This window comes from Microbacterium sp. AC026 (assembly GCF_979258475.1).
The window spans coordinates 782,077-794,351 of the sequence record NZ_OZ409857.1 but is presented as its reverse complement, the minus strand read 5'-3'; the positions used below and the strand labels follow the sequence as shown (position 1 = coordinate 794,351).

Sequence of the window (12,275 nt, the reverse complement as noted above, 5' to 3'; positions counted from 1 at the left end):
ACGCTACGCGCACAACATCCGAGAATGCGGCATACCGCGCTCTGCGGGGAGGGATTGCCTAGTCTCGTCAGGATCCGTCGCAGTCGACGGAGCTTCGACGAAGGAGTCACAGCATGCTCGATGCACTCACCGGCCTGTCCACGGCCGCAGAAGAGGCGCCGACCTACGACCTCGCGTTCGTGCCGCCCGAATGGGTTCTGGTCCTCCTGGGATTCACCATGGTGCTGGTCTTCATGACGCTGATCATGACGAAGCGACTGACGCCCATGGTGGCGCTGATCCTCGTGCCGACCGTGTTCGGGCTGTTCGCCGGTGCGGGGCTCGGCATGGGCGACATGATCCTCGATTCGATCGCCACGATGGCCCCGACCGCAGCGCTGCTGATGTTCGCGATCATGTTCTTCGGCATCATGATCGACGTCGGCCTGTTCGATCCGCTGATCCGGGTGATCACACGTGTTCTCGGTGATGACCCGGCGAAGGTCGTGCTGGGAACCGCGATCCTCGCGGGAGCCGTCTCGCTCGACGGCGACGGCTCGACGACGTTCATCATCACGACGTCGGCGATGCTGCCGATCTACCTCCGTCTCGGCATGAGTCCGGTCGTCCTCACGTGCGTCGCCGGCTTGATGAACGGCACTCTGAACATCGTTCCCTGGGGCGGGCCGACGGTGCGCGCGGCGACCGCTCTGGGACTGCAGCCGACGGACATCTTCGTCCCCATGCTGCCGGCTCTCGGCGTCGGCATCGTCGTGACGCTGGGCTTCGCCTGGATGCTCGGGCTGGGGGAGCGCCGCCGACTCGGGCGCCTCGACTCCGAAGGGCTGCTCACGGGTTCCGACGGCGGTGCTCTTTCTACAGTGCCGAAGATCTTCCGCGGTGCCGGACCGAAGCCCGGCGCCCGTGCAGCGCTCCGCACCGGCAACATCGTCGTCGTCGCCGGTGGGCGAGGCCCCGTCGCCGCGGCCAGCGTCGACCCGGCCGACACCGCCATGGCGGACACCATGCTCGACCCCGCGCGCCCGACGCTGAGGCCGCGACTGATCTGGTTCAACCTCGCGCTCACCGTCGCCGTCATGGTGCTGCTCGTTCTCGACATCATGCCGCTCCCGTACGTGTTCATGGTCGGTGCCGCCGTCGCGCTGCTGGTCAACTTCCGAGGGATCAAGGAACAGGCGTCCGAGATCGTGGCTCATGCGCCCAGCATCGTCGGTGTCGTCTCGATGGTGATCGCGGCCGGAGTCCTGGTCGGCGTCCTGACCGGCACCGGGATGGTCGATGCGATGGCGACCTGGATCACCGACGTGCTTCCGCCTGCGCTCGGCCCCTTCCTCGCACCCATCACCGGTGTTCTGTCGATCCCGTTCACGTTCTTCATGTCGAACGACGCCTTCTACTTCGGCATCCTGCCGGTGCTGTCGCAGAGCGCGGCGACGTTCGGCATCGACCCCGTCGAGATGGCGAGGGCATCGATCATCGGTCAGCCGGTCCACCTGCAGAGCCCGCTCGTGCCGGCGATCCTGCTGCTCGTCTCGCTCGCCAGCGTCAACCTGGGCGATCACCACAGGAAGGTGCTGTGGCGCGCGGTGATCGTGTCGCTCGTGATGCTCGCCGTCGGCATCCTGTCGGGCGCGATCCCCTTCTTCGTCGCCCAGTGAGAGCGATATGCTCAGCGCGTGATCACCTTCCTCTTCCGCGCGCTGATGTACGTCATCTCGGCCGGTCTCGGTCTCATCGTGGCCGACCTCGCGCTCGAGGGGTTCCAGATCCAGTGGGACCAGTGGTGGGGGTTCGTGCTCTGCATCCTGATCTTCGCCGTGCTGCAGAGCGTGCTCTCACCGTGGGTCAGCAAGATCGCGGATCGCTATGCACCGGTCCTGATGGGCGGCATCGGCATCTTCTCGACGCTCATCGCCCTCGTGGTCGTCGTCCTGCTGCCGATCGGCGGGCTGCGCATCGTCGATCTCGTGGGCTGGCTGCTCGGATCGGTGATCGTCTGGCTGATCACGGCGCTCGGCAGTGTGCTGCTGCCACTGATCTTCCTTCGCAAGAAGGTCGACAAGGTGAGGTCTCGCCGCGGGGCGGCCTGAGAGCGCGGCCGCGTCAGATCGAGTAGTCGGGTGCGGTGAGCACCGCTCGGGTGTCCTCGCCCATGACCCGTGCACGGGGCTTGGCGGGCACACCGACGAGGATGCTGTCCGCCGGGGCGTCGCGCGTGACCACGGCATTCGCTCCGACCACGGAGCCCTCGCCGATCGTGATCGGTCCGAGGATCTTCGCGCCTGCTCCCACGGCCACGCCGTCGCCGAGCGTCGGATGCCGCTTGCCTGAGTCACGCGTGCGGCCGCCGAGAGTGACCCCGTGATACAGCATCACATCGTCGCCGACCTCTGCCGTCTCGCCGATGACCACGCCCATGCCATGGTCGATGAAGAAGCGTCGACCGATGCGCGCGCCGGGGTGGATCTCGATCCCGGTGAGCCATCGCGACACCTGTGATGTCGCACGGGCGAGCAGTCGCAGCCGGCGGCGCCACAGCGCGTGCGAGACCCGATGGGCCCAGATCGCGTGCATCCCCGGATACAGCAGTGCCACCTCGGCGCCGCTGCGCGCGGCGGGGTCGCGAAGTCGGGCTGCCGCGATGTCCTCACGCATTCGGCCGATCATGTCCATCGGGAGTTCAGGCCTCGCGCAGATCCTCGTAGAGCGCGGTCGAGAGGTAGCGCTCGCCGAACGAGGGGATGATGACGACGATCGTCTTCCCCGCAGCCTCCGGGCGCTGGGCGACCTGCAGAGCGGCCCAGATCGCGGCTCCGCTCGACATGCCCACGAGGATGCCCTCTCGGCTCGCGGTCTCGCGCGCGACACGGATGGCGTCGTCGAACGTGACGTCGATGACCTCGTCGAGGACATCACGATCGAGGATCGGAGGCACGAAGTTCGGTCCGATGCCCTGGATCTTGTGCGGCCCGGGGTGTCCCTCGGTGAGGATGGGCGAATCCTTGGGTTCGACGGCGACGATCTTCACGCCGGGGACGCGCTCCTTCAGGACCTGACCGACGCCCGTGATGGTTCCGCCCGTGCCGATGCCGGCGACGAGGTAATCGACGGAGCCCTCCGTGTCGCGGAGGATCTCCTCGGCCGTCGTGCGGCGGTGGATCGCGGGGTTCGCCTCGTTGGCGAACTGCTTCGCGAGAATGGCACCCGGAGTGCGGGCGGCGATCGCCTCCGCCTCGGCGATCGCGTTCGTCATGCCCTTCGTGGGGTCCGTGAGGATGAGTTCGGCGCCGAACGCCTTGAGAAGGAGGCGCCGCTCCTTGGACATCGACGCGGGCATCGTGAGGATCACCTTGTACCCACGTGCGGCGCCGACCATCGCCAGCGCGATACCGGTGTTGCCGCTGGTCGCCTCCACGATCGTGCCTCCGGGCTTCAGCTCGCCCGAGGCCTCCGCAGCGTCGACGATGGCGATGCCGAGCCGGTCTTTGACGCTCGAGGCCGGGTTGTAGAACTCGAGCTTGGCGAGGACTGTCGCGCCGAGGCCCTCGGTGACCCGGTTCAGACGAACCAGGGGAGTGTTGCCGAAAGCGGAGGTGATGTCGGAGTGGATACCGGGCATGGGGAGAGCCTTCCTGTGCGGGGGACTGCGCGCTCCAGCCTAGGCGAGAGCCCTAGGGGGTGGGCAATATGACACCTGCCGCGCTCTACGCTTGATCCATGTCCGATCTCTCCCTCGCCTCCGCCGTGCATGCGGCGGCCCGACAGCTCGCCGACGCCGGCGTCACGGATCCTCTCGTCGACGCGGAGCTGCTCGCCGGTCACGTCCTCGGCGCGCGGCGTGGTGAGGTGCAGGCATCGATCATCCGCGGTGATGCGGTGGAGGAGGCGGACGCCGAGGCGTTGCGGGCTCTGGTCGCCCGTCGTGCGAGCAGGGAGCCGTTGCAGCACATCACCGGAACGGCGCCGTTCCGCCACCTCGAGCTCGCGGTCGGGCCCGGAGTCTTCGTCCCGCGACCTGAGACCGAGACGGTCGTGCAGTACGCGATCGACGCGCTCCTCGGGTCCGCGCTTCCCGACCCGATCGGCATCGATCTCGGCACCGGCAGCGGGGCGATAGCACTCGCCATGGCCACCGAGGTGCCCCATGCGCGCATCTTCGCCGCCGAGCTCTCGCCCGACGCGTATCCGTGGGCGGCTCGGAACACGGCGGGGGTGGCCAACCTCACCCTCGTGAACGACGACCTGGCGCACGCGTTCGCGGAGCTGGACGGCACTGCCTCCGTCGTGATCTCGAACCCGCCGTACGTTCCGGACGCCGCGGTGCCTCGTGACCCTGAGGTTCGGCTCTTCGATCCGTCGATGGCGCTGTACGGGGAGAAGACGGGCTCGACATCGTGCGTGTGCTCAGCGTGCGCGCGCTCGAGCTGCTGCATCCGGGCGGGCTGCTGGTGATCGAGCACGGCGAGCTCCAGGGCGAGGAGATCCGCAGCATCCTCACGCGCGACGGCTGGCGTGCCGCCGCGACGCACCGCGACCTCACCCTGCGAGACCGCGCGACGACCGCTCTGCGTCCCTGACGCGCAGACACGAACCGCACAGACATCGCCAACTAGAATCGGATCGTCATGTCCTCCATCTTCGATTGCGGCGACGAGGCCCAGCTCCTCGCCGGCATGCGCCACGCCCGCCAGGCCATCGCCCGCGGCGAACTCATCGTCATGCCCACCGACACGGTCTACGGCGTCGCCGCCGACGCGTTCTCTCCCGCTGCCGTACAGCGCCTCCTCGACGCCAAGGGCGAGGGCGCAATCAGCCGCCTCCCGTGCTCATCGGCACGAAGGAGACGCTGCACGCGCTGGCGGAGTCCGTTCCCGAGCCCGTCCAGCGACTCGTCGACGCCTTCTGGCCCGGCGGCCTGACCATCGTTCTCCCCGCTCAGCCCTCTCTCGTCTGGGACCTGGGCGACACGGAGGGGACCGTCGCCGTCAGAATGCCCGAAGGGCGCGTCGCGCTGGAGCTCCTGGCGGAGACCGGACCGCTGGCCGTCTCCAGCGCGAACCTCACCGGCCGTGAGTCGGCGATCTCCGCGTTCGATGCCGAGCGGATGCTCGGAGACAGCGTGTCGGTGTATCTCGCAGACGGCGTCAGTCGCGACGGGGTCGCGTCGACGATCGTCGACGCGACCTCCCTGGTTCCCCGCGGCGCGGAGCCCGCCGCCGGTGGTGTTCGCATCCTCAGAGCCGGCGCCGTCAGCCGCGAACGGCTGGAGGAGGTGCTCGGCGACCTGCTCGAACCCGAGGCGCCGTCGCCGGAATCGGACGGGGATTCGTGAAGCAGTACCTCCTCACGATCATCCTGACCGCCGCGATCACCTTCGCGTTGACCTGGGCGGTCTGGAAGCTGAGCCTGCGTTTCAAGCTGTACCCCGGCATCCGAGAGCGGGATGTGCACACGACTCCCACTCCCCGTCTCGGTGGCGTCGCGATCTTCCTCGGCATCGCAGCGGCGATCGGGGTCTCGGCTCTGAATCCGTTCTTCACCACCATGTGGATGCCGCCACAGACGATGTGGTCGATCCTCGCCGCATCCCTCTTGATCGCCGTCATCGGCGTCGTCGACGATCTGTGGGATCTCGACTGGATGATCAAGCTCGGCGCACAGTTCCTCGCCGCCGGGATCATCACCGTCGGTGGCGGGCTGCAGATCCTCTCCCTGCCGTTCGGCGATCTGATCGTCTTCTCGAGCTGGCTGAGCATCACCATCACGATGTTCGCGATCGTCATCGTGATGAACGCCGTCAACTTCATCGACGGCCTCGACGGCCTCGTCGCCGGCGTCTGCCTGATCGCGAACGGCGTGTTCTTCGCCTACTCCTACATCCTGACGCGTGACACCGGAGCATCGAGCTACTTCAACCTCGCATCCTTCCTCGCCGCAGTGCTGATCGGCGCGTGCCTCGGCTTCCTCCCGTTCAACTGGAGTCCTGCGAAGCTCTTCATGGGCGATTCGGGAGCGCTCGTGATCGGTCTGCTGATGGCGACGTCCGCGATCGCCGTGACCGGGCAGCTCGAGCCGTCGGCCCTCGATCCCGAGCGTCTCGGACGATCGCAGCTCCTCGGCGCGTTCATCCCGATCCTCCTCCCTCTTCTGGTCGTGCTGCTGCCGCTCCTCGATTTCGGGCTCGCAGTGCTGCGACGGATGAACGCGGGGAAGTCGCCGTTCTCACCCGACCGCAAGCACCTGCATCACCGCATGCTCGACCTCGGCCACCGCGACCGCGACGCCGTGCTCATCTTCTACGCCTGGACCGCGGTCATCTCCTTGGCCGTCCTCCTCATGTACGTGGGCGCGCGTGAGGACTGGCCCGGCCAGTACCTCCCCGGAGTCGTGTTCGGCCTGGTGGGAATCGCCGCGTGCCTCGTCATCACCCTGAATCCTCTGCGCCGACGGAAGCCCGCGGCGTCTGCTGAGTCCGACCCGACACCCGTGGAGTCCCCGTGAGCCCGAGCCCTGTTTCCAGCAATCCGATCCTGCGGAGGACGCTGATCTGGTCCGCGGTCTCGATGGCGGTCCTCGCGATCGTCGCCGGAGCGATCGGCCTCCTCGTCGGCGGGACGGAAGGTCTCGTCAGCGGCCTGCTGGGCGTCGTGCTCGCCATGCTGTTCCTCGGCATCACCGCCCTCAGCATCCTCATCGCCAACCGCTGGTTCGGGGATCCGCTCTACGTGCAGCTGTTCTTCGCGATCGTGCTCGGCGGATGGCTTCTGAAGCTCGGCCTCTTCGTCGTGATCATGATCGTCCTGAGCGGTCAGCCGTGGATCGAGCCGATGGTGTTCTTCCTGTCGATCGTCACGGGAGTGGTGGCGACCCTCGTCATCGACGTGATCGTCATCACGCGGATGCGCCTTCCGCACGTGAGCGACGCGTCCCTTCCCGCCGAGGCTCCGATCGACCGCGCGCCGGGGGTGGAGCTGCCGACCGTCGTGCCGGAGGATCGTGCGCCCGGGCGCCACCACATCGTGCCCGAACCCCCTGCGCAGGAAGGCTCCGACGAACAGCCCCCGCGGTCTTAGGACACCCTCTTATTCTGATAGTGTTGAGACGTGCCCGCCGCTCGCCCGCGAGCGCTTGCGCTTGAAGCACACCGACCATCGTCGCCCCGGTTCTGACCGGTGCCCCGAAGCTGGAGCCCGCGCTGTTCAATCTTGCTGCGACCCTGATGCCCAAACTCGCCTCTGACGGCGAGTTCCACGGACCTTCGATCGACGAGTTCTTCCCGGAGATCCTCTTCGAAGTCGCGGGTATCCCCGTGCACCGAATCCACCTCGTGCAGTTCCTCGCCGTGGTCGCCGTCGTGCTGATCCTCGTCCTCGGAACCCGCCGTATGAAGATCGTCCCCGGACGCTTCCAGAGCGTCGTCGAGATGGGGCTGGACTTCGTCCGCACCAATATCGCGCACGATCTGCTCGGACGCAAGGACGGCAACCGATTCCTGCCGATCCTCACCACCATCTTCTTCATGGTGCTGTTCATGAACATCACGGGAATCATCCCGTTCCTGAACATCGCAGGCACGAGCATCGCGGCCGTGCCGCTGACGCTCGCGCTGGTGAGCTACATCACCTTCATCTACGCGGGTATCAAGAAGAGCCCGCTGGGCTTCTTCAAGAACGCGCTGTTCCCGGCCGGCGTTCCGTGGCCGGTCTACATCATCGTGACGCCGATCGAGTTCCTCTCGACGTTCATCATCCGGCCCGTCACGCTGATGCTCCGACTCCTGATGAACATGGTGGTCGGCCACATGCTCCTGGTGCTGTGCTTCGCAGCCACCCAGTTCTTCTTCTTCACCGCAGGTGGCGGCTGGGCCGCTCTCGGTGTCGGAACCCTCGCCTTCGGCGGCGCCTTCACTCTCTTCGAGATCCTGGTCGCCGTTCTCCAGGCATACGTCTTCACCGTCCTCACCGCGGTCTACATCCAGCTCGCGGTCGCAGAAGAGCACTGAGCGGGTCGGCAACTGCCGTCCCACCCAACGAAAGGAAAAACCCGTGGACGCTACTACGGTTCTCGCAGACATCAACGGTCACCTCGCATCGGTCGGCTACGGCCTCGCAGCGATCGGTCCGGCCATCGGCGTGGGTATCGTCGTCGGCAAGACCATCGAGGGTGTCGCTCGTCAGCCCGAGCTGGCCGGCCGCCTGCAGGTCCTCATGTGGATCGGTATCGCCTTCACCGAGGCGCTTGCATTCGTCGGCATCGCCGTCGGATTCATCCCCTTCCCGTAATCCGAACCGACTTCTGAAGGAGACAGGATGCTGAACGCTCTTGTCACGAACCTCGCAGCAGAGGGTGAAACACCCAACCCTCTGATCCCTGCGTGGTACGACATCATCTGGTCGGGTCTGTGGTTCCTCGTCATCCTCATCGTCGTGTGGAAGGTCGCCCTTCCGAAGTTCACGGCAATGCTCGACAAGCGGTCCGCCGCCATCGAGGGCAACATCGCCAAGGCGGACGAAGCACAGAAGCAGGCTGAGGCCGCGCTCGAGGAGTACACCCGTCAGCTCGCCGAGGCACGCACCGAGGCCGGTGAGATCCGCGAAGCCGCCCGTGAGGACGGCAAGAAGATCGTCGCCGAGGCCAAGGAGGCCGCGTCGAGCGAAGCAGCTCGCATCACCGCGACCGCGCACACGCAGATCGAGGCCGAGCGGCAGACCGCTCTCGTCTCGCTGCGCAGCGAGGTCGGCTCGCTCGCGATCGACCTCGCCGGTGGCGTGGTCGGCGAGACGCTCTCCGACGATGCACGTGCGACCGCGGTCGTCGACCGCTTCCTCGCCGACCTCGAAGCATCCGAGAAGGCGGCTCAGTAATGGGCAGCGCGACCACTCAGGCACTCGCGGCATCCACTCAGACGCTTGCCGCAGCGACGGACGTCACTCTCGACACGGCGCGGGAGCTGTTCGCAGCCGCACGCGCCGTGGCGGAGTCGTCTCATTTGAGCGGCGCGCTCGCTGACCCGTCGGCTCCGGTCGTGGCGCGACAGAACGTCGTCGCCGCGGTGTTCGGCGGGTTCTCGCAGAACGCGCAGACCGTCCTGAAGACGGTCGTCGCCGAGCGCTGGTCATCGGCTTCCCAGCTCGTGGACGGCGTCGAGGAACTCGCGATCAGGGCTGCCGCGATCGCCGAACCGCAGGCTGACATCGGGGGAGAGCTCTTCGGCTTCACCCGGGTGATCGCCGCGAACGCGGAGCTCGAGCTCGCGCTCGGAAGCCGTCTCGGGGGCGAGGACGCCAAGGGCGCGCTCGTCGACAGGCTTCTCGCCGGGGGCGTCAGCGACGCGACCGCCGTGATCGTCTCGTCGCTGGTGCGCCAGCCTCGTGACCGTCGCGTTCGGCAGATGCTCACCCGTGCGACGCGGGTCGTCGCCGACCAGGGCGACCGTGTGGTCGCGACGGTGCACAGCGCCACACCGCTCACCGACGCACAGCGCACCCGTCTCAGCGACGCTCTCTCGCGTCGTTACGACGGCAAGATCTCGCTCAACGAGGTCAACGACCCCTCTGTCGTCGGAGGCCTGCGCGTGCAGATCGCCGATGACGTCATCGACGGCAGTATCTCCGCCCGTCTCGCCGATCTTCGCCAGAAGCTCGCCGGCTAACACGACTTCGCGCGGGGAACCGCGCACCCAGATACAAAGGGAAGACAATGGCAGAACTATCGATCAGCCCCGACGTCATCCGTGACGCGCTGAAGGACTTCGCCGCAGCATACGAGCCCACTGGGGCCGCGGCGACCGAGGTCGGCACCGTCATCGACGCAGCCGACGGCATCGCGCATGTCGAGGGACTGCCCGGGGTGATGGCGAACGAACTCGTCACCTTCGCGGACGGCACCAAGGGTCTCGCGCTCAACCTCGACGAGCACCAGATCGGTGTCGTCGTGCTCGGCGACTTCACCGGCGTCGAGGCCGGCCAGGAAGTCACCCGCACGGGTGAGGTCCTCTCGGTTCCCGTCGGCGACGGCTACCTCGGTCGCGTCGTCGACCCGCTGGGTAACCCGATCGACGGCCTCGGCTCCATCGCCACCGAAGGCGTTCGCGAGCTCGAGCTGCAGGCACCGGGTGTCATGCAGCGCAAGTCGGTGCACGAGCCGATGCAGACCGGCATCAAGGCCATCGACGCCATGATCCCCGTCGGCCGCGGTCAGCGTCAGCTGATCATCGGTGACCGCCAGACCGGCAAGACGGCCATCGCGATCGACACGATCATCAACCAGAAGGCCAACTGGGAGTCGGGCGACGTCAACAAGCAGGTGCGCTGCATCTACGTCGCCATCGGTCAGAAGGGCTCGACCATCGCTTCGGTGAAGGGCGCGCTCGAAGAGGCCGGCGCTCTGGAGTACACCACCATCGTGGCGGCTCCGGCATCCGACCCCGCCGGTTTCAAGTACCTCGCCCCCTACACCGGTTCGGCCATCGGCCAGCACTGGATGTACGGCGGCAAGCACGTCCTCATCATCTTCGACGACCTGTCGAAGCAGGCTGAGGCCTACCGTGCGGTGTCGCTTCTCCTGCGTCGTCCGCCGGGCCGCGAGGCTTACCCGGGTGACGTCTTCTACCTGCACTCGCGTCTGCTCGAGCGTTGCGCGAAGCTGTCCGACGAGCTCGGCGCAGGTTCGATGACCGGTCTCCCGATCATCGAGACCAAGGCGAACGACGTCTCGGCATACATTCCGACCAACGTGATCTCGATCACCGACGGCCAGATCTTCCTCCAGTCCGACCTCTTCAACGCCAACCAGCGTCCGGCGGTCGACGTGGGTATCTCGGTGTCGCGAGTCGGCGGTGACGCTCAGGTCAAGTCGATCAAGAAGGTCTCCGGAACGTTGAAGCTGGAGCTCGCGCAGTACCGCTCGCTCGAGGCGTTCGCGATGTTCGCATCCGACCTCGACGCGGCTTCGCGTCGTCAGCTCTCCCGCGGAGCGCGCCTGACGGAGCTGCTCAAGCAGCCTCAGTACTCGCCGTACCCCGTCGAGGAGCAGGTCGTCTCGATCTGGGCCGGAACGAAGGGCAAGCTCGACACCCTCGAGGTCTCGGACGTGCTTCGCTTCGAGCGCGAGCTGCTCGACTACCTGCGTCGCAACACGAAGGTGCTCGAGACCCTGCGCGAGACCAACGTCCTCGATGACGACACCGTCGCCGAGCTCGACAAGCACACCGACGCTTTCCTTCTGGAGTTCCAGGGTGGCAAGGGGCAGGCGATCGGCGCCCCGGGTCACGAGGAGCACGCTGCAGCCGAGGCTGAGGACGTCAACCAGGAGAAGATCGTCAAGGGTCGTCGCGCGTAATCGCGTGAGGAACTGATTTCATGGGCGCTCAACTCAGGGTCTACAAGCAGAAGATCTCTTCTGCTCAGACGACCAAGAAGATCACGAAGGCGATGGAACTCATCGCGGCTTCGCGCATCCAGAAGGCGATGGCACGCGTCAAAGCGTCCAGCCCCTTCGCGCGGGCCGTGACGAGGGCCGTGTCCGCCGTCGCGACGCACTCGAACGTCGACCACCCGCTCACCCGCGAGCCCGAGACGATCCGCCGCTCTGCGGTCGTGATCTTCTCGTCGGACCGCGGTCTCGCCGGAGCCTTCAACTCGCAGATCCTCCGTGAGGGTCTCGAGGTGGCTGAGCTCCTGCGGGGGCAGGGCAAGGAGCCGGTGTTCTACCTCGTCGGACGCAAGGCCGTCGGCTACTTCCAGTTCCGCCGCATCGCGGCTGCTGCGGAGTGGACGGGCGACACCGACACCCCGTCGTTCCACACGGCGGAGGAGATCTCGGCCACGCTGCTCGAGGACTTCTCGCGCGGTGCGGACGAGGGTGGCGTCGACGAGATCCACCTCGTGTACAACCGCTTCGTCAGCATGATGACGCAGTCGCCGGAATCCGTGCGACTGCTCCCGCTGGAGATCGCGGAAGCCGATGACTCGGAAGCGGGCAGCGCCGTCTACCCGCTGTACGAGTTCGAGCCGGATGCCGAGACAGTCCTCGACGCGATCCTGCCGGTGTACATCCAGAGCCGCGTCTTCAACGCTCTCCTGCAGTCGTCTGCCGCCAAGCAGGCCGCCACGCAGAAGGCGATGAAGTCGGCCAGCGACAACGCCGACAAGCTCATCACCGACTACACCCGTCTGCGCAACAACGCGCGTCAGGCGGAGATCACGCAGCAGATCGCGGAGATCGTCGGCGGCGCCGACGCCCTCTCGTCGAGCAAATAGACCATCAGGAAAGAG

The 12,275-nt window shown here is 66.7% G+C and carries 12 protein-coding genes and 2 pseudogenes; 12 read left to right on the top strand and 2 right to left on the bottom strand.

Features of this window, described 5'->3' with window-relative positions; genetic code table 11:
* The first annotated feature begins 113 nt into the window (after positions 1-113).
* Both ACZZ93_RS04145 and ACZZ93_RS04140 read left to right on the top strand, forming a co-directional pair.
* Positions 114-1,658, top strand: coding sequence for a CitMHS family transporter (locus tag ACZZ93_RS04145; protein ID WP_463510516.1), 1,545 nt, complete (start codon positions 114-116; stop codon positions 1,656-1,658).
* 18 nt (positions 1,659-1,676) lie between these two features.
* A complete protein-coding gene (locus ACZZ93_RS04140) occupies positions 1,677-2,090 on the top strand; it encodes a hypothetical protein (protein ID WP_053095751.1) in 414 nt (137 codons plus the stop codon).
* A gap of 13 nt (positions 2,091-2,103) precedes the next feature.
* Here the strand turns inward: ACZZ93_RS04140 and epsC are convergent, their stop codons facing one another.
* Both epsC and cysK read right to left on the bottom strand, forming a co-directional pair.
* Entirely contained in the window at positions 2,104-2,673 is a 570-nt protein-coding gene (gene epsC, locus ACZZ93_RS04135; RefSeq protein ID WP_053095752.1) for a serine O-acetyltransferase EpsC, read from the bottom strand.
* Positions 2,674-2,680: 7 nt separating this feature from the next.
* Entirely contained in the window at positions 2,681-3,619 is a 939-nt protein-coding gene (gene cysK, locus ACZZ93_RS04130) for a cysteine synthase A (protein WP_053095753.1), read from the bottom strand.
* A gap of 98 nt (positions 3,620-3,717) precedes the next feature.
* On the opposite strand from cysK, the pseudogene prmC reads away from it, so the two are divergent.
* The 10 genes and pseudogenes from prmC (at position 3,718) to ACZZ93_RS04080 (ending at position 12,260) form a co-directional block, all read left to right on the top strand.
* Positions 3,718-4,577: pseudogene (gene prmC, locus ACZZ93_RS04125) on the top strand (peptide chain release factor N(5)-glutamine methyltransferase).
* 48 nt (positions 4,578-4,625) lie between these two features.
* Positions 4,626-5,332, top strand: a pseudogene (locus ACZZ93_RS04120) (L-threonylcarbamoyladenylate synthase).
* Positions 5,329-6,501, top strand: coding sequence for an MraY family glycosyltransferase (locus ACZZ93_RS04115; protein WP_053095756.1), 1,173 nt, complete (start codon positions 5,329-5,331; stop codon positions 6,499-6,501). The pseudogene ACZZ93_RS04120 and the gene ACZZ93_RS04115 overlap by 4 nt, the downstream one beginning before the upstream one ends.
* The gene (locus ACZZ93_RS04110; protein ID WP_463510515.1) at positions 6,498-7,073 is read left to right on the top strand and encodes a hypothetical protein; all 576 of its coding nucleotides are present in this window, start codon (positions 6,498-6,500) and stop codon (positions 7,071-7,073) included. Before ACZZ93_RS04115 ends, ACZZ93_RS04110 begins: the two co-directional genes overlap by 4 nt.
* A 146-nt stretch (positions 7,074-7,219) precedes the next feature.
* The gene (gene atpB, locus ACZZ93_RS04105; protein ID WP_053095758.1) at positions 7,220-8,002 is read left to right on the top strand and encodes a F0F1 ATP synthase subunit A; all 783 of its coding nucleotides are present in this window, start codon (positions 7,220-7,222) and stop codon (positions 8,000-8,002) included.
* 43 nt (positions 8,003-8,045) lie between these two features.
* The gene (gene atpE / locus ACZZ93_RS04100) at positions 8,046-8,282 is read left to right on the top strand and encodes an ATP synthase F0 subunit C (RefSeq protein WP_042541851.1); all 237 of its coding nucleotides are present in this window, start codon (positions 8,046-8,048) and stop codon (positions 8,280-8,282) included.
* A gap of 27 nt (positions 8,283-8,309) precedes the next feature.
* On the top strand, positions 8,310-8,864 hold the full coding sequence (locus tag ACZZ93_RS04095; RefSeq protein WP_053095759.1) for a F0F1 ATP synthase subunit B: 555 nt from the start codon (positions 8,310-8,312) through the stop codon (positions 8,862-8,864).
* Positions 8,864-9,652 (top strand): F0F1 ATP synthase subunit delta, encoded by a 789-nt coding sequence (locus ACZZ93_RS04090; RefSeq protein WP_053095760.1) that lies wholly within the window; start codon positions 8,864-8,866, stop codon positions 9,650-9,652. The genes ACZZ93_RS04095 and ACZZ93_RS04090 overlap by 1 nt, the downstream gene beginning before the upstream one ends.
* A gap of 47 nt (positions 9,653-9,699) precedes the next feature.
* Positions 9,700-11,340 (top strand): F0F1 ATP synthase subunit alpha, encoded by a 1,641-nt coding sequence (atpA, locus tag ACZZ93_RS04085; RefSeq protein WP_053095761.1) that lies wholly within the window; start codon positions 9,700-9,702, stop codon positions 11,338-11,340.
* Between the two features lie 20 nt (positions 11,341-11,360).
* Positions 11,361-12,260: a F0F1 ATP synthase subunit gamma gene (locus ACZZ93_RS04080; RefSeq protein ID WP_053095762.1), complete on the top strand. Its 900-nt coding sequence runs from the start codon at positions 11,361-11,363 to the stop codon at positions 12,258-12,260.
* Positions 12,261-12,275 lie beyond the last annotated feature (15 nt).

Excerpts from the sequence above, each read along its gene's own strand:
- ACZZ93_RS04090 (WP_053095760.1), top strand. The coding sequence starts at position 8,864 with ATGGGCAGCGCGACCACTCAGGCACTCGCGGCATCCACTCAGACGCTT.
- cysK (WP_053095753.1), bottom strand. The coding sequence starts at position 3,619 with ATGCCCGGTATCCACTCCGACATCACCTCCGCTTTCGGCAACACTCCC.
- atpB (WP_053095758.1), top strand. The coding sequence starts at position 7,220 with ATGCCCAAACTCGCCTCTGACGGCGAGTTCCACGGACCTTCGATCGAC.
- ACZZ93_RS04145 (WP_463510516.1), top strand. The coding sequence starts at position 114 with ATGCTCGATGCACTCACCGGCCTGTCCACGGCCGCAGAAGAGGCGCCG.
- ACZZ93_RS04080 (WP_053095762.1), top strand. The coding sequence starts at position 11,361 with ATGGGCGCTCAACTCAGGGTCTACAAGCAGAAGATCTCTTCTGCTCAG.
- ACZZ93_RS04095 (WP_053095759.1), top strand. The coding sequence starts at position 8,310 with ATGCTGAACGCTCTTGTCACGAACCTCGCAGCAGAGGGTGAAACACCC.
- atpA (WP_053095761.1), top strand. The coding sequence starts at position 9,700 with ATGGCAGAACTATCGATCAGCCCCGACGTCATCCGTGACGCGCTGAAG.
- epsC (WP_053095752.1), bottom strand. The coding sequence starts at position 2,673 with ATGGACATGATCGGCCGAATGCGTGAGGACATCGCGGCAGCCCGACTT.